The following is a 21,896-nucleotide window of genomic DNA, read 5'->3' on the forward strand; positions in this document are numbered from 1 at the left end:
ATCTTCAAGGATGTTCGTATTCAGCCGCAGCGAAAACAAGGCAATCGTCGATAAGTAGTGCAAACGAACAATGACTACAACGAAAGAGCATAGTAGCCTTCCTCAGCGCTTGAACTCAGGAGTCTGTGCATGTCCGTCCGTCGTACCAAAATCGTCGCCACCCTTGGCCCGGCCAGCAACTCGCCGGAAGTCCTCGAACAGCTGATTCTGGCTGGTTTGGACGTTGCCCGTCTGAACTTCTCCCACGGCACCCCGGACGAGCACAAGGCTCGCGCCAAGCTGGTGCGTGACCTGGCTGCCAAGCACGGCCGCTTCGTGGCACTGCTGGGTGACCTGCAAGGCCCGAAAATCCGTATCGCCAAGTTCGCCAACAAGCGGATCGAGCTGAAAATCGGCGACACCTTCACCTTCTCCACCAGCCACCCGCTGACCGAAGGCAACCAGCAAGTCGTGGGTATTGACTACCCGGACCTGGTCAAGGACTGCGGCGTCGGTGACGAACTGCTGCTGGACGATGGCCGCGTGGTCATGCGCGTCGACACCGCCACCGGCACCGAGTTGATCTGCACCGTGACCATCGGCGGCCCGCTGTCCGACCACAAAGGCATCAACCGTCGTGGCGGTGGCTTGACGGCACCGGCCCTGACTGAAAAAGACAAGGCTGACATCAAGCTCGCCGCCGAAATGGAAGTGGACTACCTCGCCGTGTCCTTCCCGCGCGATGCCGCCGACATGGAATACGCTCGCAAACTGCGCGACGAAGCCGGCGGCACCGCCTGGCTGGTGGCGAAGATCGAACGCGCCGAAGCCGTGGCCGACGACGAAACCCTCGACGGCCTGATCAAGGCTTCCGACGCGGTGATGGTTGCCCGTGGCGACCTGGGCGTGGAAATCGGTGACGCCGAGCTGATCGGTATCCAGAAAAAGATCATCCTGCACGCACGCCGCCACAACAAAGCGGTGATCGTGGCGACCCAGATGATGGAATCGATGATCCAGAATCCGATGCCGACCCGTGCCGAAGTGTCCGACGTGGCCAACGCCGTGCTCGACTACACCGACGCCGTGATGCTCTCGGCTGAAAGCGCCGCCGGCCCGTATCCGCTGGAAGCCGTTCAGGCAATGGCACGTATCTGCCTCGGCGCCGAAAAGCACCCGACCAGCAAGACCTCCAGCCACCGTATTGGCAAAGAGTTCGAAAGCTGTGACCAGAGCATCGCCCTGGCCGCCATGTACACCGCCAACCACTTCCCGGGCGTTAAAGCGATCATCGCCTTGACCGAAAGTGGCTACACGCCGTTGATCATGTCGCGCATCCGCTCCTCGGTGCCGATCTACGCGTTCACACCGCACCGTGAAGCCCAGGCCCGCGCGGCGCTGTTCCGTGGCGTGTACACCGTTCCGTTTGATCCGGCTTCACTGGCACCGAACGAAGTCAGCCAGAAGGCAATCGACGAGTTGGTCAAGCGCGGCGTCGTGGAGCAAGGCGACTGGGTCATCCTGACCAAAGGCGACAGCTACCACACCACCGGTGGCACCAATGGCATGAAGATCCTGCACGTGGGCGACCCTCAGGTCTGAGTGACACGCTGACAAACAAAAGCCCCGCCATGAAAATGGCGGGGCTTTTTGCATTTCAGGGAAGCGGTTGTTTGATGCCAAAGCACCTCATCTTGACCGCGCCGCCGACCAAAGGTGGGAGGGGGCTTGCCCCCGATGAAGCCCGATCAACCACCACACATTCATCGCCGGGTGATAAACGCTGACAGCGCCGCAATCGCCTCCGGCGACTTCAACCGCTGGGTGAACAAGGCACCCTCCTCCTCGATCACCTGGCGCAACTGCTCGCGATCCACACTTTTCATGAGCTGCTTGGTCACCTGCACCGCACCCGACGCCAGGGTCTCAAACCGTTCGGCCACTTCCCGCGCCTTGGCCAGCGCCGCCTCGCCGTTGCCTAGCGCTTCAGTGGCAAGCCCCCACGCAACTGCCTGTTCGCCGGTAAATCCCTCACCCAACAGCAACAATTCGGCGGCCTTTGCGTGCCCCAGCAACCTTGGCAAGATCAGGCTCGAGCCAAACTCCGGGCACAACCCCAGGTTGACGAACGGCATGCGCAAACGCGCATCGCGGCTGATGTACACCAGGTCGCAATGCAGTAGCAGGGTTGTACCAATACCCACCGCAGACCCCGCCACCGCAGCAATTACGGGTTTTCGACAGTTGAGCAGGCTTTTCATGAAGTGAAACGGTGGGCTGTCGAGGTCGCTGGGCGGCTGTTCGAGAAAATCACCGATGTCGTTGCCGGCCGTGAAGCACTCGCTGCTGCCCTGGATCAGCACGCAGCGGATATCGGCATCCGCGTCGGCGTGCTCCAGTGCATTGGCCAATTGCGTGTACATGGCGCGGGTCAGAGCGTTCTTCTTGTCGGGACGATTGAACTGCAGGATCAACGCCCCGCGTTCGCGCAACTGTTGGATGGCATCGGTCATGGCAAATCTCGCGGCTGGAACATTCAGCGCTCAACCGCGGGGCAAGAACACATCGGCCAGCAGCTGATTACGCGGCAATCCCGCCAGGAACAGGCGCCTGGAAAACGCCTCGACGCTGGCCGGGTGCCCGCAGAGTAAGGCCAGCGTTTGCCGCGAAACAAGCCGCAGTTGCGCCAATGCCTGGGCCACCTGCGCCGCCGTCCACAGTTCCACCGACAGGTTGGGATGCTGTGCAGCCAGCGCAGCCAAGGGCTCGGCCAGATAATGGCCTTCGGCATCATGGGCCAGGTGAATGACGCGGATGGCGCCCTGGTGATCCTGGCGCAGCGCCTCACGCAACACACCCCACAGGGGCCCCAACCCAGTCCCGGATGCCAGCAGCCACAATGGCCGTGTTTGCCAGTCCGGATCATATTGCAGCGCACCGCCGCGCAAATCCCCCAGGCGCAGTCGATCACCCACCTGCAACTGCCGGGCAAGATCGCTGAATTCGCCGGGCAGGCGACAATCGAGATGAAACTCCAGGAATGGATCTTCCTGGGGCAAGCTCGCCAGGGAATAAGGTCGCGCCACTTGCCCGGCCCACAACACCAGGTGCTGCCCAGCCCGGTAACGCAAACCTCGCTCTGGTTGCAGGCGCAGGCGCAGCACGTTCGGGTTCAGCCAATCGACACCCACCACCTGGGCCGGCAAGCCGTCACGCGTCGGGTCAAACGTTTCGACCCGCAGGTCGCCGCTGACCTGACACTGGCAGGCCAACCGCCAGCCGTCCTGGCGCTGCGCCGGGCTCAAGGCCTCGGGCTGCTTGTCTTCGACCTCGCCCTGGCACCGCACCAGGCAGGCATGGCAACTGCCGGCGCGGCAACTGTAGGGCACGGCCACACCTGCCAGGTTCAAGGCATCCAGCAGGTTGCTGCCGGGGGCTACCGACCAATGGTGTTCGCCGACGTACAGTTCAGGCATATAAGGACTCAATCACAAGGGGCGCGCACAGGGAATCATGCCTGCGACAGTTTGACCATAATCGGGTGTATCGGCCACCGCGCCGGGTTATACTGCCGCGCCTTTTTAGCGTCGCGCCTGCACCACTTTGGCGTGCCTTGGAAAGGTGGCCTCAGCCGACCGATGCAACACTGGGCCCACCTTTATTGAATGTTCCCTTATAGAGGAGCGCGACTCATGACCGTGATCAAGCAAGACGACCTGATTCAGAGCGTTGCCGACGCCCTGCAATTCATTTCCTACTACCACCCCGTTGATTTCATCCAGGCCATGCACGAAGCCTACCTGCGCGAAGAATCGCCAGCAGCCCGTGATTCCATCGCCCAGATCCTGATCAATTCGCGCATGTGCGCCACCGGCCATCGTCCGATCTGCCAGGACACCGGTATCGTCACCGTGTTCGTGCGCGTGGGCATGGACGTGCGTTGGGATGGCGCCACCATGGGCCTGGACGACATGATCAACGAAGGCGTGCGTCGCGCCTACAACCTGCCGGAAAACGTCCTGCGTGCATCCATCCTCGCCGACCCGGCAGGCGCGCGCAAAAACACCAAGGACAACACCCCGGCGGTCATCCACTACTCCATCGTCCCGGGTAACACTGTGGAAGTGGACGTGGCGGCCAAGGGCGGCGGCTCCGAGAACAAGTCGAAAATGGCCATGCTCAACCCGTCCGACTCGATCGTCGACTGGGTGCTCAAGACCGTTCCGACCATGGGCGCCGGCTGGTGCCCACCGGGCATGCTGGGTATCGGCATCGGCGGCACCGCCGAGAAAGCTGCGGTGATGGCCAAGGAAGTGTTGATGGAATCCATCGACATCCACGAGTTGAAAAAGCGCGGCCCGCAGAACCGTATCGAAGAAATGCGTCTGGAGCTGTTCGAGAAGGTCAACCAACTGGGCATCGGCGCCCAGGGCCTGGGTGGCCTGACCACCGTGCTCGACGTGAAGATCATGGACTACCCGACCCACGCCGCGTCCCTGCCGGTGTGCATGATCCCCAACTGCGCCGCCACCCGCCACGCACACTTCGTGCTCGACGGTTCGGGCCCGGCGTCGCTGGAAGCGCCACCGTTGGATGCCTACCCGGAAATCGTCTGGGAAGCCGGCCCGTCGGCCCGTCGCGTCAACCTCGACACCCTGACCCCGGAAGAAGTGCAGAGCTGGAAACCAGGCGAAACCGTGTTGCTCAACGGCAAGATGCTCACCGGTCGCGACGCCGCGCACAAACGCATGGTCGAGATGTTGAACAAGGGCGAAAGCCTGCCGGTGGACCTGAAAGGTCGCTTCATCTACTACGTCGGGCCGGTTGATCCGGTGCGCGAAGAAGTGGTTGGCCCGGCAGGCCCGACCACCGCTACGCGGATGGACAAGTTCACTCGCCAGATCCTCGAACAAACCGGCCTGCTGGGCATGATCGGCAAATCCGAACGCGGCCCGACTGCGATCGAAGCGATCAAGGACCACAAGGCCGTGTACCTGATGGCCGTCGGCGGCGCTGCTTACCTGGTGGCGCAAGCCATCAAGAAGTCGCGTGTTGTCGCGTTTGCCGAACTGGGCATGGAAGCGATCTACGAGTTCGACGTGAAAGACATGCCGGTCACCGTTGCTGTCGACAGCAAGGGCGAGTCCGTGCACATCACCGGTCCTGCCATCTGGCAGAAAAAGATCAGTGAAAGCCTGGCGGTAGAAGTGCAGTAAGCGCTTCCCCTCCAAACATAAAGGCGACTGCGGCCCATGGCCCGGTCGCCTTTTTTATGGCCTGTGGAAAACGCGGCGGTTGTGACCTCTGGGCTTTCTGTGGCCACTGGGCTTGTTGTGGCGAGCGGGCTTGCCCCAACATAAACGTCGTGCATGCTATGGTGCACTCCCCTTACCGTGCCTGCCCATCACCGTATGATCGTGATCCCGCGCCCCCTGCGCCTGACCTTCTACTCCCTGCTGATCATAGCTGGCGCACTGCTGGCCGCAGCCCTGGCCACCCGCCACGCTGAACGCCAGGCCCTGGTGGACGATGCCGCCCGTGCCAATCAGCAACTTGCACTCTATGCCAGCTCGTTGCACACCCTGATCGAACGCTACCGTGCGCTGCCCGCCGTGCTGGCGCTGGACTCGGAAATGATCAGCGCGTTGAAAGGCCCGCTGGACGCCGCCACCCAGGACGTGCTCAACCGCAAGCTCGAACGCATCAATGGGGCCGCGCAGTCCTCCACCCTGGAATTGATGGATCGCACCGGCCTGGCGGTCGCCGCCAGCAACTGGAACCTGCCGAGCAGTTACGTGGGCCATAACTACGCGTTCCGGCCGTACTTCAGCCAGACCCTGAGCCAGGGCACCGGGCGTTTTTATGCGGTAGGGGTGACGACCGGCATCCCAGGGTATTTCCTCTCCAGCGCCGTGCTGGATGAACACGAGCAGTTCCTCGGCGCCATGGTGGTCAAGCTGGAGTTCCCCGAGCTCGAACGCGAATGGGCCCAGGGCAATGACCTGCTGCTGGTCAGCGATGCGCGCGGCATCGTGTTTATCGCCAACCAGCCCGGCTGGCGTTATCGCAACCTGCGACCGTTATCGGCCAACGACCTTGCCGAGCTGAAAGCCACCCGCCAATACGACAAAAAACAACTGCAGGCGCTGGAAACCCAGACCCTGCAGCGCTTTGACGAAAACAGCCATCTGATGCGCGTCAACGGCCCGGATGGCAATGCCAACTACATCTGGGAATCGCTGCCCCTGAAAGCCGAAGGCTGGACCCTGCACCTGCTGCGCAAGCCCCAGTTCGCCTTTGAGGACCAACGCAACGCCGGGCTCGCTGCCGCCGGTTCCTGGCTGGCGCTGGTGTTCCTGGTGCTGTTCCTGACCCAACGCTGGCGCCTGGCCCGCTTGCGCCAGCGCAGCCGCGAGGAGCTTGAGCAACTGGTGGAAGAACGCACCCAGGCGTTGCGCACCGCCCAGGATGGCCTGGTGCAATCGGCCAAACTGGCGGCGCTGGGGCAGATGTCCGCCGCCCTCGCCCACGAAATCAACCAGCCACTGACCGCCCAGCGCATGCAGTTGGCCACCTTGCGCCTGCTGCTCGATCACGGCCGCATTGACGACGCTTACCAGGCCCTGACACCGCTGGACGATATGCTCACACGCATGGCCGCCCTCACCGGCCACCTCAAGACCTTCGCGCGCAAAAGCCCGAGTGGCCTGCGCGAACGCCTGGACTTGGCCACGGTGGTCGACCAGTCCCTGCACCTGCTCGACGCACGCCTGCGCGATGAGGCCATCGGCGTGGTGCTGGACCTGGCCCGCCCCGCCTGGGTACGCGGTGACGCGATCCGCCTGGAACAGGTGCTGATCAATCTGTTACGCAACGCCCTCGACGCCATGGCCGACAAACCGCGCAAACGCCTGGAAATCCGCCTGCACGCCGACTAGCAACTCTGGCAACTCACGGTCAGCGACAGCGGCGGCGGGATTGCCGAAGAACACCTGAGCAGCGTGTTCGACCCGTTCTTCACCACCAAGCCGGTGGGAGACGGCCTCGGCTTGGGGTTGGCGGTGTCCTACGCTATCGTGCACGAATTGGGCGGTCGCCTGATCGCCGGTAACCGGGGCGACGGCGCAGTCTTTACCCTGACCTTGCCCATCGCGCTGGAGACGCCCGACCTATGTTGAACGCGGTGATTGTGGTCGATGACGAAGCCAGCATCCGGACGGCCGTCGAGCAATGGTTGAGCCTGTCAAGCTTTGAAGTGCAGTTGTTCAGCCGCGCCGAAGAATGCCTGGCGCAACTGCCCAGGGATTTCCCCGGCGTGATCCTCAGCGACGTGCGCATGCCGGGTCTCAGCGGCCTGGAACTGCTGGCTGAAGTGCGGCGCCGTGATGCCGATTTACCGGTGATCCTGCTCACCGGCCACGGCGATGTACCGATGGCGGTCGAAGCCATGCGCGACGGCGCCTATGACTTCCTCGAAAAACCCTTCAGCCCCGACGCCCTGCTCAACAGCCTGCGCCGTGCCCTGGACAAACGTGGCTTGATCCTGGAAAACCGTCGCCTGCATCAGCAGGCCGACCACCGGGCGCAATTGGAATCGACGCTGCTGGGCGTGTCCCGGGGTTTGCAGACCTTGCGCCGCCAGGTGCTGGACCTGGCGAGCCTGCCGGTCAACGTGCTGATCCGTGGCGAGACCGGCAGTGGCAAGGAGATGGTCGCGCGCTGCCTGCATGATTTTGGTCCACGTGCGAAGAAGCCATTCGTGGCGCTCAATTGCGCGGCGATCCCGGAACAGTTATTCGAGGCCGAGCTGTTTGGTCACGAAAGCGGCGCGTTCACCGGCGCCCAGGGCAAGCGCATCGGCAAGCTGGAATACGCCCACGGCGGCACGCTGTTCCTCGATGAAATCGAAAGCATGCCGCTGGCCCAACAGGTGAAATTGCTGCGTGTGCTGCAGGAGCAGAAGTTGGAGCGGCTGGGCTCCAACCAGAGCATCCACGTGGACCTGCGCATCATCGCCGCCACCAAGCCGGACCTGCTGGAAGAGGCCCGCGCCGGGCGCTTTCGCGAAGACCTGGCGTATCGATTGAACGTCGCGCAATTGCGCCTGCCGCCCCTGCGCGAGCGCCGCGAAGATATCCCGTTGCTGTTCGATCACTTTGCACAAAGTGCTGCCGAACGCCTGGGCCGCAGCGTCGAGCCATTGAGCGGCGCGCAGTTGGGGCGCTTGCTCAGCCATGACTGGCCGGGCAACGTGCGCGAGTTGGCCAACGTCGCCGAACGCCAGGTGCTGGGCCTGGGCGACCCGGAGCCGGAAGGCATCGAGGCCGGACAGTCCCTGGCCGCGCAGCAAGAGGCCTTCGAAGCCCACTGCCTGAAAGCCGCGCTGACCCGACACAAAGGCGATATCAAGGCGGTACTGGCCGAGCTGCAACTGCCACGGCGTACCTTCAATGAAAAGATGCAGCGCCATGGGTTGGTGCGGGAGATGTTTCTCTAGGCCAACCTTTGTGTTGACTGCCAGGCCTTATCGGGGGCAAGCCCCCTCCCACATTTTGATCTGTGAACACATTCAAGTGTGGGAGGGGGCTTGCCCCCAATGAGGACAACAGCCATAAGCGGATTTCCGCCCACTGCCTGCAAATCATCAGCGGTTTTTCGCTCAAATAAATCCTCAAACCCCTCTGTTCCGGGCCTTCATCCACCTGGCACAGCTCCTGCTATAGCTCGACCCAGGCTGCGCACGCGCCGCTCCATAAAAACAACTAGATGAAGGATCCTTCAATGGATAACTCCAACGCCCTGCCTCTGGGGTCGGCGGCCGCGCCGGCAAAAGAGCGCACTACCTCCAGCCGCATCAAATCGATTTTCAGTGGTTCCGTCGGCAACATGGTCGAATGGTACGACTGGTACGTCTACGCCGCTTTCTCGTTGTACTTCGCCAAGACTTTCTTCCCCAAAGGCGACACCACCGCCCAACTGCTCAACACCGCCGCGATCTTCGCCGTGGGCTTCCTGATGCGCCCGATCGGTGGCTGGCTGATGGGCCTGTACGCCGACAAGGTCGGTCGTAAAAAAGCCCTGATGGCCTCGGTCTACCTGATGTGCTTCGGCTCGCTGCTGATTGCCCTGAGCCCGGGCTATGAAATCATCGGTATCGGCGCGCCGATCCTGCTGGTATTTGCCCGCTTGCTGCAGGGACTGTCGGTCGGCGGCGAATACGGCACCTCCGCCACTTACCTCAGCGAGATGGCGACCAAGCAACGTCGTGGTTTCTACTCCAGCTTCCAATACGTGACGCTGATCTCCGGCCAGCTCATCGCCCTGGCGGTGCTGATCGTGCTGCAACAACTGCTGACCACCGAGCAACTGTATGCCTGGGGCTGGCGTATCCCGTTCGCCATCGGCGCACTCTGCGCAGTGGTTGCGCTGTACCTGCGGCGCGGCATGGAAGAAACCGAGTCGTTCACCAAAAAGGAAAAGGCCAAGGAAAGCGCAATGCGCACCTTGATGCGCCACCCCAAGGAACTGCTGACCGTGGTCGGCCTGACCATGGGCGGTACGCTGGCGTTCTACACCTACACCACCTACATGCAGAAGTACCTGGTGAACACCGTCGGCATGAGCATTTCCGACTCCACCACCATCTCGGCGGCGACGCTGTTCCTGTTCATGTGCCTGCAACCCATCGTCGGCGGGCTGTCGGATAAAATCGGCCGGCGGCCGATCCTGATCGCCTTCGGCATACTCGGTACGCTGTTCACCGTGCCGATCCTCACCACCCTGCATACCATCCAGACCTGGTGGGGCGCGTTCTTCCTGATCATGGCGGCGCTGATCATCGTCAGCGGCTACACCTCGATCAACGCCGTGGTGAAAGCCGAACTGTTCCCCACCGAAATCCGCGCCCTGGGCGTGGGCCTGCCGTATGCGCTGACGGTGTCGATCTTCGGCGGCACCGCTGAATACATCGCGCTGTGGTTCAAGAGCATCGGCATGGAAACCGGTTATTACTGGTACGTGACGGCGTGCATCGCGGTGTCGCTGGTGGTCTACGTGACCATGAAGGACACCCGCAAGCACTCGCGCATTACCACCGACTAAACGTCAGTTGCAGTCAACCCTGTGGGAGGGGGCAAACCCTCCCACAGGTTGAATCAGGACAACTCAGCTATCGTCTTACGTCCGTACCGCCGCTGCGCGTACGACGCCCCCGCAATCATCACCACCAACACCGCCGCCAACACTGCCGACGAACCGATGGTGCCGAAGTCCAACCCGCCCTTTTCATGGGGCTTGGTAAGGAAGTCACCCAAGGTCGCGCCGAACGGCCGGGTCAGTACAAACGCCACCCAGAACAACAGCACCGAAGAAATCCTGGTGAAGTATTTGAGTGCCACCACCGCCGCAATCGCCGACCCGATCAACAAGGCGCCGCCAGCAAAGCCCAGCCCGGAGTCATCTGCCAGGAAATCGCCCAACGCGGTGCCCAAGGTGTTGGAGAACAGGATGGCCATCCAGTAGAACAACTCACCCCGGAAGGTCTGCACCTTGTTCACGTTCAGCGAATCGCCGCTGAGGTGCCACAACGCGAAGATGATCATCAGGATCGCGATCAGGATCATGGAGCCCGTGGCATAACCCAGCCCCAAGGTGCGGTCCATGAAATCCGACATCGTGGTGCCTGCGGTGCTAGTGGACAGAATCACGATCCAGTACAGCACCGGGTTATAGGTTTTCGAGCGCAGTTGCGTCACCAAGGTGATCAGGAACACGCTGATCAGCATCATCGAACTGATGGCATAACCGACATCCAGGGTCATCGACAGCAAATCCCCGGCGGTTTCGCCCAAGGTGGTCGCGCAGATTTTCATGACCCAGAACGCCAGGGTGATCTGAGGAAGTTTATTCATAAGGGGGAAGGCTCCAAAGCTCAGTCTCTCAATAGGCCGACTTATTGGGTTGTCGACAGTGGGCGCAGACTGACGGTGGAGCTGTGAAAAATAGGTGGGCGATGAATGAAAATTCCATAGTATGGCCACTTCATCGACGACCACTGCAGGAACCCCGGCCATGCCTGACGATATCCACTTCTACGAACCCGCCAACGGCCACGGCCTGCCCCATGACCCGTTCAATGCCATCGTCGGTCCACGGCCGATCGGCTGGATCTCGTCCCATGACAACGAAGGTCACCTGAACCTGGCGCCCTACAGTTTTTTCAATGCGTTCAACTACATTCCGCCGATCATTGGATTTTCCAGCGTCGGGCGCAAAGACAGCCTGAACAACATCGAACAGACCGGCGAGTTTGTGTGGAATCTGGCCACCCGCCCGTTGGCCGAGCAGATGAACCAGAGCTGTGCTGCCGTCTCACCTGAGGTGAACGAGTTTGAATTGGCCGGCCTGACGCCGGTGGCCTCGAAGATCGTTGGTGTGCCGCGGGTGGGCGAAAGCCCGGTCTCGTTCGAATGCAAGGTGACGCAGATCATTCAGCTGCAACGTGCCGACAAGGCATTGGTGCCGAGCTGGCTGGTGCTCGGCGAGGTGGTCGCGGTGCACATTGCCAAGTGGCTGCTCAAGGATGGCATCTACGATACCGCCGCCGCCGAGCCGATCCTGCGCGGTGGCGGACCGGCGGATTACTTTCAGTTGGGGCCAGAAGCCCTGTTCAGGATGTATCGCCCAGGCGCCAGCAAACCCTGACTGAAAGACAATAAAACGTGGGAGGGGGCTTGCCCCCGATGGCAATGGCACATTCAACATCGTTGTTGACTGACACGCCGCTATAGGGGGCAAGCCCCTCCCACATTGGACTGTCGGTGTTGCTCAGTTGGCGGCGCTCGCCCAGGTCAGTTGACCCTCTTCGTCCACACCCGTCAGCCGTTCAAGCTGCACAGTGGCTGCATCGTCAGCATCGGAGGCTGTCTTGAACGTCTGTCCGTCAAGGATCTTGTGAAACTGCGGGGCGCCCATGCCATCCAGTGCCTTGACGGCAACGGCGGCGCTGTAGCCCCCTTCACCCGGTACTACGGCGGATACGGCTTCGTGGTGGGCAAATTGTTTACGTGCCATGTTGCAGGTCCTGGCCAATGGAAAGTCGGCCATTCTAGACCTTCAGCCGGCGAGTTGCAGGTACTCGCCGTAGGCGTGTGCGGCGGATGCATCGGTGAAGGTCTGGAAGTCCATGCTGCGCACGACCATGTCGTTCAACAGCTCGGTGAAGATCATCAGCGCCGGGGAGTTGAAGTAGGCGCTCATCGCCTGCTCGCTGCTCCAGAAACCGGAGATCAACCACACATCAGGATCAACCTGGGAATGCTGCAACGAGAACTGCAGGCAACCCTGAGCCTGGCGGCCCGGTTCGATCAAACTGCTCAAGCGTGCACCGAGTTCGGTGCTGCACCCGGTGCGGGCGCGGATAAAGGCCATATGGCTCGCGGGAATGGGGGTGGACATGTTCGACTCTCCCGTTGAGAAGTGATGCTCGGCAAGCACTGTGAGGGCGTGTTGCCACAGGATCAAAGATAACGGCGCGAGTCGGCGCGCGGTTAGTCAATTCCTGTCGGCTTATTGCACAATCCTGCGAGAAGCGTAGGAGGGACGTCTGGCACAGAGGTTTATTCGATGGCCCGACGCCTTGTTTCAGGGAGATGACAGGTGCCGCGATTGCCTGATTCACGATGTATCGCAGGATCAGGCAAGGATTGTGCAGAATCGACGTAACACTGTTTGAAAAGCCGCCGCTAAGCTGACCCCATCGAAGTAGCCAGTAGAGGACGTTCCATGTCGTCGCCCGAACATACAGCCATTCCCCTCGACGCCGAGATGGAAAAACAGCGCGCCGAACTGGCCAGCATCGTGCACCGGCATACCTGGGAGGACGGCTCCTACGGTACGGCCATCACCACCCTGTTTCTGAACCGCCACAACACCCCGCGCGACTTCATGCCGGTGCTGGTGGAACCGGCCCTGTGCATCCTCGCCAGTGGCAGCAAGGAAGTACGCCTGGCCGACGAAATCTTTGCCTACGACCCGCTCAACTACCTGGTGTTCTCGGTAGCGATGCCGGTGGCCGGGCGGATCATCGATGCAACACCGGAGGACCCGAACCTGTCGGTGCGCATCAATATCGATCCGGCGCAGCTCACCGCGCTGATTGCCGAGGCTGGCCCGATGGGCGTGCCATCGCGCCCGACTTCTCGCGGCATGTACGTCGACCGCATCGATGGCCAACTGTTGGACGCCGTACTGCGACTGGCCCGCCTGTTGGATACGCCGAAAGACATCGCCATGCTCGCGCCGTTGATCAACCGCGAAATTCTTTACCGGTTATTGCGTGGGCCGCAGGGCTATCGGCTGTATGAAATCGCCGTGGCCAACAGTCAGAGCCATCGGGTCAGCCAGGCGATCAAGTGGTTGAACGGCAACTACGAACAACCGCTGCGCATCGATGACCTGGCCAAGGAAGTGAACCTGAGCGTTTCGACCTTGCACCACCGTTTCAAGGCGATCACCGCCATGAGCCCGTTGCAATACCAGAAGCAGTTGCGCTTGCAGGAGGCACGGCGCTTGATGATTGCCGAAGGGTTGGAAGCGTCGGCGGCGGGGTATCGGGTGGGGTATGAAAGCCCATCGCAATTCAGCCGGGAATACAGCCGATTGTTTGGCGCACCGCCGTTGCGTGACCTGGCCCGGTTGCGCCAGAGCATCTGAGCCAATGACGATCAACATGTGGGAGGGGCTTGCCCCCTCCCACACTGTGACCGCTTGTGTTCAGTCTAATCCGCGCGGCAGCTGCAGGGTCACGCGCAAGCCACCCTCACGCAAATTCTGCAAACTCACTTCACCGCCATGGCTGTGCGCAATGTTGCGCGCAATCCCCAGGCCCAAGCCATAACCCTGTTGCTGCCCGGCGAGGCGGAAGTGTGGCTCGAAGACTTGCTCCAGGCGCTGCTCCGGCACGCCGGGCCCCTCGTCGTCCACATGCAGGACGAACTCCGCGCCATCGTCCTCGATGTGCAGATGGGCGTTCTGCCCATACTTCAAGGCATTGTCGATCAGGTTGCCGATGCAGCGCTTGAGCGCCAGCGGCTTGCCCGGATACGCCGCCAGGGCAGCGCCGTCCAGCGTGACCCGGCCGTTGCCGTTGGGTGCCACGTAAGGCTCCACCAGGCATTCGAGCACATGATTGAGGTCCACCGGCTCAATGTTCTCGTGGATATCCGTGTCCTTCACGCATTGCAGCGCGCCCTTCACCAGCAACTCCAGTTCATCCAGGTCACGGCCGAACTTGGTTTGCAGGTTCTCGTCCTCCAGCAGTTCCACGCGCAGGCGCAGGCGGGTGATCGGTGTGCGCAAGTCGTGGGAAATCGCACTGAACAATTGACTGCGCTCGGTCAGGTAGCGGCTGATGCGCTCACGCATGGCGTTGAAAGCACGGCCCACTTCCACCACTTCGCTGCCGCCACCTTCGGCCACTGGCTCCACGTCGGCGCCCAGGGACATGTCCCGCGCCGCCCGCGCCAAGCGCTTGAGCGGCCGGCTTTGCCAGTGCACCAGCAGGCCGATGAACAACAGTAAAAAGCCGCTGGTCAACACGATAAACCACACCTGCTGGGACGGCAGGCCTTGCTCTTCAAGGCTGGTGTAGGGCTCGGGCAACAGCGAGGCGATGTACAGCCATTCGCCCTGGGCCAACTGGATCTGGGTGACCAGTACCGGCGGGTTCACCGGTTCCAGGGTCAGCGCGTAGTGCGCCCAGGAACGCGGCAGCTCATCGAGTTTCAGGCCGGCATTGAAGATGCGCAGGTCTTCGGCGCTGACGAACTCCACCGACATATGCACATCGGCGCCCAGGGTCTGCTTGAGCACCTCATCCACCGCTTCAAGCACTGCCTGTTTGCGCGGGGTCTGCGGCAGGATGGCCATGTCCAGCGGGCGATCATTGAGCGTCACCACAAAACGCGTGCCACCCATGCTGCGCAGTTGATCGAGCACCAGCGGCCGATACGCCACCGGCAACGAACGAAAATAACTCACGCTGGCGGTCATCGAATGCGCCAGGCTGCGGGCACTGGTGACCAGGCCTTCGAGCTGGGTGGCGCGCAATTGCGAGACCCAGATCACGCTGGACAGCGCCTGGGCGAACAACACCGCCAGCAGCGTCAGCAGCAGCATGCGCCCCAGCAGCGAACGCGGTACCGGGAAGCGTCGGCGGCGTTCGGTCAACGGCTCAGTGGACATTGCCGGCAACCACGCTGGCTGCCAGTTGATAACCACTGCCCCGCACGGTGCGGATCAGACGAGGGGGCTTTTCGGTGTCGCGCAGGCGTTGGCGCAGGCGGCTGACAGCCATGTCGACGATGCGATCCAGCGGCATCAGGTCACGACCCCGGGTGGCGTTGCCGATGGTGTCGCGGTCGAGGATCTGCTGCGGGTGGTCGAGAAACAATTTGAGCAGGGCAAAATCGGCGCCGGAGAGGATCACTTCTTCGCCGTCCACATGGAACAGACGGTGGCTGATCATGTCCAGCCGCCACTCATCGAACACCAGCACATCGCCGCCGCTGCTGCGCTCCTGGCCGAACTGGCAACGGCGCAACAAGGCCTTGATCCGCGCTTGCAACTCGCGAGGGCTGAAGGGTTTGCCGATGTAGTCGTCGGCGCCCAGCTCCAGGCCGATCACACGGTCGGCCTCGTCGGAACTGGCGGTGAGCATGATGATCGGCACCTGCGCCTGGCGCGGGTGCTGGCGGATCCAGCGGCAAAGGCTGAAACCGTCTTCGTCCGGCAACATCACATCGAGGATGACCAGGTCGCACGGTGCCTCGTTCATCGCCTGGCGGAACCCCGCGCCATCCGGCACCCCACGCACCTGGAAACCGGCGCGACTGAGGTAGGTCTGCAGCAATTCGCGGATTTCCTGGTCGTCATCGACCAGGAGGATCGATTTACTGATTACGCTCACGGGGTCCTCCTTGTTGTTATGGGGTGTTATTGATGGCCTCATCGGGGGCAAATGCGTTCCAAATGTGGGAGGGGGCTTGCCCCCGATAGGACCATCAGTCCCTATGCAAAAGCCTGTTCCAACGCGACGCCAGCCCCGGTCAACCCGGAATACGGCGCCGTCACCAACCACACCGGAATACCCTTGAAGTATTCGCTCATGCAGCCTTTGTCAGCAAAGCTCCTGGCAAAACCGCTGTGGATAAAGAAGTCGGCAAACCTCGGTATCACCCCGCCCACAATGTACACACCACCGCGTCCGCCGGTGGTCAGCACATTGTTACCGGCTACGCGGCCCAGCCAGATGCTGAACTGGTCCAACACTTCCATCGCCACCGGGTCACCGGCCAGGCCGGCGGCCGTGATGGCTTCGGGGGTTTCCAGTACCGGCGCATGGCCGTCGACCGCACAGATCGCCCGGTACAGACGTGGCAGCCCGCCACCGCTCAAAGCCGTTTCAGCGCTGACATGCCCGATCTCGGTGTAGATGTGCTGCCACAGCTGGGTTTCCCGTGGGCTGCTCAGCGGCAGGTCGACGTGCCCGCCCTCCCCCGGCAGCGCCGCAAAACGGCCACCGCCCAGGTCCAGCAAGGTACCGACACCCAGCCCGGTGCCCGGACCGATCACCACCGCAGGTCGCAACGGCTCCGGCGTGCCCTCGCAGACCACGCGGAATTCGTCGGGCTTGAGGCGGGTCATGCCCAGGGCCATGGCCGAGAAATCATTGACCAACAGCAGATCATCCACCTGCAATGTCTTGCAAAACGCAGTCTTGCTCAGGCGCCAGTGGTTGTTGGTGAATTTAAATTCATCTCCGCTCACCGGACCAGCGACGGAAAGACACACCGCGCCGATGTCCCCGATTTCCAGGCCTTCCTCCTTGAGGTAAACCTTGATAGCGGCCTCAGGACTGGAATGATCCGCCGTGGCATGCACGCGGATCGAATGCAGTTCCTGATCCCGCCACAAGGCAAAACGGGCATTGGTGCCCCCGATGTCACCGACCAGCGCTAACTTCACTTAAGCGTCTCCAAGGCAGAGGTAAAGGCGCTGGCGCCCTGCTCTGCGGAGCTTGCGGCCAAGCGCATAAATGCAAACAGCTCGCGACCGGCCCCCACGTTGTTACCCAACAGGCCCGTGGCAGGCGCACGCGCTGCAAATTCTTCGGCGTCCACCTTAAGCTCCAGGGTGCCCTTCACGCCATCCACACGAATGATATCGCCATCCTGCACCCGCGCCAGTGGCCCGCCGCTCTGGGCTTCGGGGTTGACGTGAATCGCGGCGGGGATCTTACCCGACGCGCCCGACATACGCCCGTCTGTTACCAGCGCGACCTTGAAGCCACGGTCCTGCAATACACCGAGGAACGGCGTCATCTTGTGCAATTCCGGCATGCCATTGGAACGCGGGCCCTGGAAGCGCATCACGGCGACGAAGTCTTTTTCCAACTGGCCAGCCTTGAACGCATCGGCCAGGTCCTGCTGGTCCTGGAACACCACGGCGGGTGCTTCGACAATCTGGTGCTCGAGGGCCACGGCCGAGACTTTCATCACGCCACGCCCAAGGTTGCCTTCCATCACGCGCAAGCCGCCCTCGGGCGAGAACGCGCGGGCCACCGGGCGCAGGATGCTTTCGTCGAGACTCTCGATGGGACCGTCGCGCCAGATCAGCTCGCCGTCCACCAGGAACGGCTCCTGGGTGTAGCGGCTCAGGCCCTTGCCGGCCACGGTGTTGACGTCTTCGTGGAGCAGGCCGGCTTCGAGCAGCTCACGGATCAGGAACGACATGCCGCCCGCTGCCTGGAAGTGGTTGATATCGGCCTTGCCGTTGGGATACACGTGGGACAGGGTCGGCACCACCTCGGAAAGGTCGGCCATGTCGTCCCAGGTGAGGATGATGCCTGCCGACATGGCGATGGCCGGCATGTGCAGGGTGTGGTTGGTGGAGCCGCCGGTGGCGTTGAGCGCGATGATGGAGTTGACGATGGATTTCTCGTCGACGATCTCGCCGATCGGCGTGAAGTTGCCGTTGGCCTTGGTGAGGCGCGTGACCTGGTGCGCGGCTTCGCGGGTCAGCGCATCACGCAGCGGCGTGTACGGGTTGACGAACGAGGCGCCCGGCAGGTGCAGGCCCATGACTTCCATCAGCAACTGATTGGTGTTGGCGGTGCCGTAGAAGGTGCAGGTGCCGGGGCTGTGGTAGGACTTCATCTCCGATTCCAGCAGCTCTTCGCGGGTGGCCTTGCCTTCGGCATAGCGCTGGCGCACATCGGCCTTCTGCTTGTTGGAAATGCCCGACGGCATCGGCCCACCCGGTACGAAGATCATCGGCAGGTGGCCGTAGCGCAGCGCGCCCATCATCAGGCCGGGGACGATCTTGTCGCAGATGCCCAGCATCAAGGCCGCGTCGAACATGTTGTGGGACAGCGCTACCGCCGTGGACATGGCGATGACTTCACGGCTGAGCAGGCTCAGCTCCATACCGGGCTCGCCCTGGGTCACGCCGTCGCACATCGCGGGAGTGCCGCCGGCGAACTGGCCGACCGAGCCGACTTCGCGCAGGGCTTTCTTGATCTGTTCAGGGAAATGTTCGTACGGCTGGTGCGCCGAGAGCATGTCGTTATATGACGAAACAATTGCCACGTTGGCGGCATTCATCATGCGCAGGCTATTTTTATCTTCAGTGCCGCAACCGGCCACGCCGTGGGCAAAGTTGGCGCATTGCAGCTTGCCGCGCATCGGACCGTCGCTGGCTGCGCCGCGAATGAGCGCAAGGTAAGCCTCGCGGGTGGCGCGGCTGCGGGCGATAAGCCGTTCGGTGACCTCAAGGACGCGGGGATGCATGTGTAGAACTCCAGGCTAACGGATGTGGCGACCTGAGTGTCTATGCTGATCAAACGCCCGCAGCGCATGGGATGGCAGGGAGTCGTTTGGATCATCGGACCAGTTGATTCAGGTCACTCGTTGTAGATTGAACAAAATATTGCCACTAAAAAGGCTTGTTTTCTATTTTTATGCGAATAATCTTGTAATTCTTACAACAAATCGACGACAGGCACTTTCCAATGACTCTTCGTATCGCAATCAATGGTTTTGGCCGTATCGGCCGTAATGTCCTGCGCGCACTGTATACCCAAGGCTACCGCCAGGATTTGCAGATCGTCGCCATCAATGATCTGGGCGACAGTTCGATCAATGCCCACCTGCTCAAATACGACACCGTGCATGGCACTTTCGAAGCAGAGGTCGCCCACGATCAGGAAAGCCTGACCGTCAATGGCGACCGGATTGCCGTCAGTGCCATTCGCAACCCGGCCGACCTGCCCTGGGCTGCGCACAAGATCGACGTGGTGTTCGAATGTACCGGCCTGTTCACCGACCGTGACAAGGCTGCCGCCCATATTACCGCCGGCGCACGCAAGGTGATCATCTCGGCACCGGCCAAGGGCGCGGACGCCACCGTGGTCTACGGCGTCAACCATGACATTCTGCGTCAATCCCACCAGATCATCTCCAACGCCTCGTGCACCACCAACTGCCTGGCGCCAGTGGCTCAAGTGCTGCACCGCGAGCTGGGTATCGAGAGCGGCCTGATGACCACCATCCATGCCTATACCAACGACCAGAACCTGACTGACGTCTACCACACCGACCCGTACCGCGCGCGTTCGGCCACCCAGAACATGATCCCGAGCAAGACCGGCGCCGCCGAAGCGGTAGGCCTGGTGCTGCCGGAGCTGGCGGGCAAGCTGACCGGCATGGCGGTGCGGGTGCCGGTGATCAACGTGTCGCTGGTGGACCTCACCGTACAACTGAAGAAAGAAGCCACGGCGCAAGAAGTCAACGCGCTGCTCAAAGAAGCCAGCCAGCACTCGAAGATCCTCGGCTACAACACCCTGCCGCTGGTTTCCAGTGACTTCAACCACAACCCGCTGTCGTCGATCTTCGATGCCAATCACACCAAGGTCAGCGGTAAATTGCTGAAAGTGCTGGCCTGGTACGACAACGAGTGGGGCTTCTCCAACCGCATGCTGGATAACTGCCTGGCGCTGTGCAACGCCGAGTAATGTGAGCTGTGCGGGACCTTCTGAAGAGGCTTGTGTGGGAGGGGGCTTGCCCCCGATAGCGGTGGCACATTCAACATCTTTGTTGACTGACACACTGCCATCGGGGTGTAGCCCCCTCCCACACTGGTTTGTGTCCCGCATAAGGAAAATAGCTACTTGCCATTTCAGTTGATGATAAGCATTATCATTAACTGCAAATCGGTCTGGTAGCACTGTGAGCCAATCTCGCTTCAACCACGTCTTTCTCGCCCAACGGGTGATTCTGCTTCGCACCTTGCAGCGGATGGTCAATAACCACAGCACCGCCGAGGACCTGTTGCAGGAAACCTACCTGCGCGTCACCCGGGCCCTCAGCGAGCGGTCGATCGATCACCTTGAACCCTTCGTCTATCAGACCGCGCGCAACCTGGCGCTGGATCATCTGCGCGCGCGCAGGATCCAGGCACGCACGCTGCAGGAAGATGTCCCGCTGGACGTCCTGCAAAGCGTCGCCGCCCCCATCAGCACGCCCGAAGATGCCACCCAGGCCGAGCAAATGCTCGAGGCCTTGAGCGTCAGCCTGGGCCAGTTGAGCGCCCGCCAGCAGCAGATCTTCATCCTCAGCCGCCTGCACGGTTGCAGTTACCAGGAGATCGCCGATCAGTTGGAAGTGTCCTTGAGCACCGTACAAAAGGAACTGAAGTTGATCATGGCCATCTGTGTAGGTGTGGCCGAACGGCTGGATCGGCCTTAAGCTTCACCCGACAGAAACGTCGACTCAAGCTGTAGGAAAGTTGAATAGAGCGTGGCGAAGACCCGAGGAACACCGTGACGGACCCGAACAAACTGCACCCCCACGAGATGGCTCATGAGGTGTTGCAAGACACGGCCATGGACCAAGCCCTCGACTGGCTGATCGCCTTGCAGTGCCCACAGCCCGGGCAGCAGGCCGAATTCGAAGCCTGGCTGGCCAGCGATCCCGCCCACGTCCACGCCTTCGCCAAGGCCCAGGCTGCCTGGGGTGGCGCGCCAGTGCACAGCGCCGCCGTCGCCCTGGCAGCACCGCGCAAGCCCAGCGGCTGGCGGCGGATCAAACCCCATTGGAAACCTTTGGCCACCGCCGCCGTGTTGCTGATCGGGCTATTCAGCTTCAGCAACCTGCCGGTGCGCCTGCAGGCCGATCACCTCACCGTGGTGGGCGAACGCCAGCGCCTGCAACTGGACGACGGTTCAAAGGTGCTGCTCAACACCAATTCGGCGTTTTCCAGCAGCATCAAGGACCATCAGCGCATCGCTCGCCTGTACCAGGGCGAGGCGTTTTTCGAAATCAAACCCAACCATGGCCTGCCCCTGGAAATCGACGCCGGCCCCGTGCGCGCCAGCGTGCGCGATACCGCCTTCGCCGTGCGCTACCTCAATGGCGAAGCACAGGTGCAGGTGCAACGTGGCGATGTCGACCTGAGCAATACCTTCAATGATGCCCGCGTGCGTCTGAGCGCCGGGGAAAGCATCCGCGTCGGCCCCAAGGGTTTCGGCTCGCCCGCCAGACTGGACGCCAACAAGGACCTGGCGTGGGTGCAAGGCCGGCTGATCTTCGAAAACTGCCCCATGAGCGAAGTGCTCGCCGAGCTGCGCCGCTATTACCCTGGCTGGATCGTCAACACCAACGACCAACTCGCCAGCGTCGCCGTCACCGGCAATTACCGCCTCGACCAGCCCCTGGATGTGGTGCGCTCGCTGGCCCACATCACCTCGGCCAAGTTGTCGGAATACCCGGCGCTGGTGATCCTCAACTAAATGAGAATTATTTTTACTCGATAGCTGGCACTGGTACGTCTCGTCTTAGCCAATGCAACTGATTCCTATT

The 21,896-nt window shown here is 61.7% G+C and carries 18 protein-coding genes and 1 pseudogene; 10 read left to right on the plus strand and 9 right to left on the minus strand.

Annotated elements, in window-relative coordinates; genetic code table 11:
• The first annotated feature begins 129 nt into the window (after positions 1-129).
• Positions 130-1,581 carry a pyruvate kinase gene (pyk, locus tag AC3WP7_RS17665; protein WP_071496512.1) on the plus strand — a complete coding sequence of 484 codons (1,452 nt, stop codon included), beginning with the start codon at positions 130-132 and terminating at the stop codon, positions 1,579-1,581.
• A gap of 161 nt (positions 1,582-1,742) precedes the next feature.
• Here the strand turns inward: pyk and AC3WP7_RS17670 are convergent, their stop codons facing one another.
• The gene (locus AC3WP7_RS17670; RefSeq protein ID WP_092246834.1) at positions 1,743-2,492 is read right to left on the minus strand and encodes an enoyl-CoA hydratase; all 750 of its coding nucleotides are present in this window, start codon (positions 2,490-2,492) and stop codon (positions 1,743-1,745) included.
• 30 nt (positions 2,493-2,522) lie between these two features.
• Positions 2,523-3,455 carry an iron-sulfur-binding ferredoxin reductase gene (locus AC3WP7_RS17675; protein WP_071489330.1) on the minus strand — a complete coding sequence of 311 codons (933 nt, stop codon included), beginning with the start codon at positions 3,453-3,455 and terminating at the stop codon, positions 2,523-2,525.
• 216 nt (positions 3,456-3,671) lie between these two features.
• Here AC3WP7_RS17675 and AC3WP7_RS17680 point away from each other — a divergent pair, with 216 nt between their 5' ends.
• The 4 genes and pseudogenes from AC3WP7_RS17680 (at position 3,672) to AC3WP7_RS17695 (ending at position 10,080) form a co-directional block, all read left to right on the plus strand.
• Positions 3,672-5,195, plus strand: coding sequence for a fumarate hydratase (locus AC3WP7_RS17680; RefSeq protein WP_027605509.1), 1,524 nt, complete (start codon positions 3,672-3,674; stop codon positions 5,193-5,195).
• Between the two features lie 195 nt (positions 5,196-5,390).
• Positions 5,391-7,157 (plus strand): annotated as a pseudogene (locus AC3WP7_RS17685) (ATP-binding protein).
• Positions 7,151-8,476: a sigma-54-dependent transcriptional regulator gene (locus AC3WP7_RS17690; protein WP_102591881.1), complete on the plus strand. Its 1,326-nt coding sequence runs from the start codon at positions 7,151-7,153 to the stop codon at positions 8,474-8,476. Before AC3WP7_RS17685 ends, AC3WP7_RS17690 begins: the two are co-directional and overlap by 7 nt.
• 284 nt (positions 8,477-8,760) lie before the next feature.
• Positions 8,761-10,080: an MFS transporter gene (locus AC3WP7_RS17695; RefSeq protein ID WP_071489327.1), complete on the plus strand. Its 1,320-nt coding sequence runs from the start codon at positions 8,761-8,763 to the stop codon at positions 10,078-10,080.
• Between the two features lie 53 nt (positions 10,081-10,133).
• Here AC3WP7_RS17695 and AC3WP7_RS17700 read toward each other — a convergent pair whose 3' ends face one another.
• On the minus strand, positions 10,134-10,889 hold the full coding sequence (locus AC3WP7_RS17700) for a COG4705 family protein (protein ID WP_071489326.1): 756 nt from the start codon (positions 10,887-10,889) through the stop codon (positions 10,134-10,136).
• Between the two features lie 160 nt (positions 10,890-11,049).
• Here AC3WP7_RS17700 and AC3WP7_RS17705 point away from each other — a divergent pair, with 160 nt between their 5' ends.
• Positions 11,050-11,682, plus strand: a complete 633-nt coding sequence (locus AC3WP7_RS17705; RefSeq protein WP_092246825.1) for a flavin reductase family protein — start codon at positions 11,050-11,052, stop codon at positions 11,680-11,682.
• A 123-nt stretch (positions 11,683-11,805) separates the two neighbouring features.
• Here the strand turns inward: AC3WP7_RS17705 and AC3WP7_RS17710 are convergent, their stop codons facing one another.
• Entirely contained in the window at positions 11,806-12,084 is a 279-nt protein-coding gene (locus AC3WP7_RS17710) for a hypothetical protein (protein WP_083351504.1), read from the minus strand.
• Between the two features lie 9 nt (positions 12,085-12,093).
• Positions 12,094-12,435, minus strand: a complete 342-nt coding sequence (locus AC3WP7_RS17715; protein WP_010208042.1) for an antibiotic biosynthesis monooxygenase family protein — start codon at positions 12,433-12,435, stop codon at positions 12,094-12,096.
• 327 nt (positions 12,436-12,762) lie between these two features.
• Between AC3WP7_RS17715 and AC3WP7_RS17720 the strand changes: the two genes are divergently transcribed.
• Entirely contained in the window at positions 12,763-13,692 is a 930-nt protein-coding gene (locus AC3WP7_RS17720) for an AraC family transcriptional regulator (RefSeq protein WP_092246822.1), read from the plus strand.
• Positions 13,693-13,752: 60 nt separating this feature from the next.
• Here the strand turns inward: AC3WP7_RS17720 and AC3WP7_RS17725 are convergent, their stop codons facing one another.
• From AC3WP7_RS17725 to edd, 4 genes are all read right to left on the minus strand, one after another.
• Positions 13,753-15,222, minus strand: coding sequence for an ATP-binding protein (locus tag AC3WP7_RS17725; RefSeq protein ID WP_071489322.1), 1,470 nt, complete (start codon positions 15,220-15,222; stop codon positions 13,753-13,755).
• Positions 15,212-15,946, minus strand: coding sequence for a response regulator (locus AC3WP7_RS17730; RefSeq protein ID WP_058423302.1), 735 nt, complete (start codon positions 15,944-15,946; stop codon positions 15,212-15,214). Before AC3WP7_RS17730 ends, AC3WP7_RS17725 begins: the two co-directional genes overlap by 11 nt.
• Positions 15,947-16,047: 101 nt before the next feature.
• Positions 16,048-17,004, minus strand: coding sequence for a glucokinase (locus AC3WP7_RS17735; protein ID WP_093513901.1), 957 nt, complete (start codon positions 17,002-17,004; stop codon positions 16,048-16,050).
• On the minus strand, positions 17,001-18,827 hold the full coding sequence (gene edd / locus AC3WP7_RS17740; RefSeq protein ID WP_071489320.1) for a phosphogluconate dehydratase: 1,827 nt from the start codon (positions 18,825-18,827) through the stop codon (positions 17,001-17,003). The genes AC3WP7_RS17735 and edd overlap by 4 nt, the downstream gene beginning before the upstream one ends.
• 221 nt (positions 18,828-19,048) lie before the next feature.
• On the opposite strand from edd, the gene gap reads away from it, so the two are divergent.
• From gap to AC3WP7_RS17755, 3 genes are all read left to right on the plus strand, one after another.
• Positions 19,049-20,050, plus strand: coding sequence for a type I glyceraldehyde-3-phosphate dehydrogenase (gene gap, locus AC3WP7_RS17745; RefSeq protein ID WP_058426789.1), 1,002 nt, complete (start codon positions 19,049-19,051; stop codon positions 20,048-20,050).
• A gap of 214 nt (positions 20,051-20,264) precedes the next feature.
• The gene (locus tag AC3WP7_RS17750) at positions 20,265-20,783 is read left to right on the plus strand and encodes an RNA polymerase sigma factor (RefSeq protein ID WP_102591882.1); all 519 of its coding nucleotides are present in this window, start codon (positions 20,265-20,267) and stop codon (positions 20,781-20,783) included.
• Between the two features lie 74 nt (positions 20,784-20,857).
• On the plus strand, positions 20,858-21,826 hold the full coding sequence (locus tag AC3WP7_RS17755; RefSeq protein WP_102591883.1) for a FecR family protein: 969 nt from the start codon (positions 20,858-20,860) through the stop codon (positions 21,824-21,826).
• Positions 21,827-21,896 lie beyond the last annotated feature (70 nt).

The organism is Pseudomonas sp. FW305-3-2-15-C-LB1 (assembly GCF_058787615.1).